General features: G+C 64.6%; 1 protein-coding gene. It reads left to right on the forward strand.

The annotated features are described in order from the left end of the window. Nucleotides 1–450, forward strand: a 450-nt coding sequence (locus tag ACXJ3V_RS20825; RefSeq protein ID WP_457102257.1) for a S1C family serine protease, incomplete at its 5' end; no start/stop codon positions are given. Nucleotides 451–512 lie beyond the last annotated feature (62 nt).

Raw genomic sequence — 512 nt, forward strand, 5'->3', positions numbered from 1 at the left:
CTGGTCAACAGCAAGGGTGAGGTCATTGGTGTCAACGTGGCCATTGCTTCAGCCGGGGGTGAATCCAGCACCAGCGGCAACATCGGCGTCGGTTTCAGCGTCCCCATCAACCTCGCCAAGCGCGTGGCCCAGGAGATCATCGACACCGGAAAGGCAACGCACGGCCAGTTCGGAGTCAGCGTCAAGCCGAAGTCATCCACGTCTTCAAACTCGTCGTTCTCGGTGGGCGCCGAAGTGGCTACCGTCGAGTCCGGTTCCGCTGCGGCCAAGGCCGGCCTTAAGGTGGGCGACGTCGTCACGAAGTTCAACGACCTTGCCATCAGTGATCCCAACCAGCTGACGGCGGCGGTTCGGGAGCAGCCGGCGGGCGCCTCGGTGAAGGTCACGATCCTGCGCGGCGGCAAGGAACAGCAAGTGGACGTGACGCTCGGGGCGGCAGCCGAGCAGTAGGCGCCGGGACCAGTTCCGGCAAGGCTACAAGCAGGCATTGACCGCAGGGCTGAGGCGGGGAC

The sequence above is a fragment of the Microbacterium sp. P5_E9 genome, assembly GCF_054049175.1.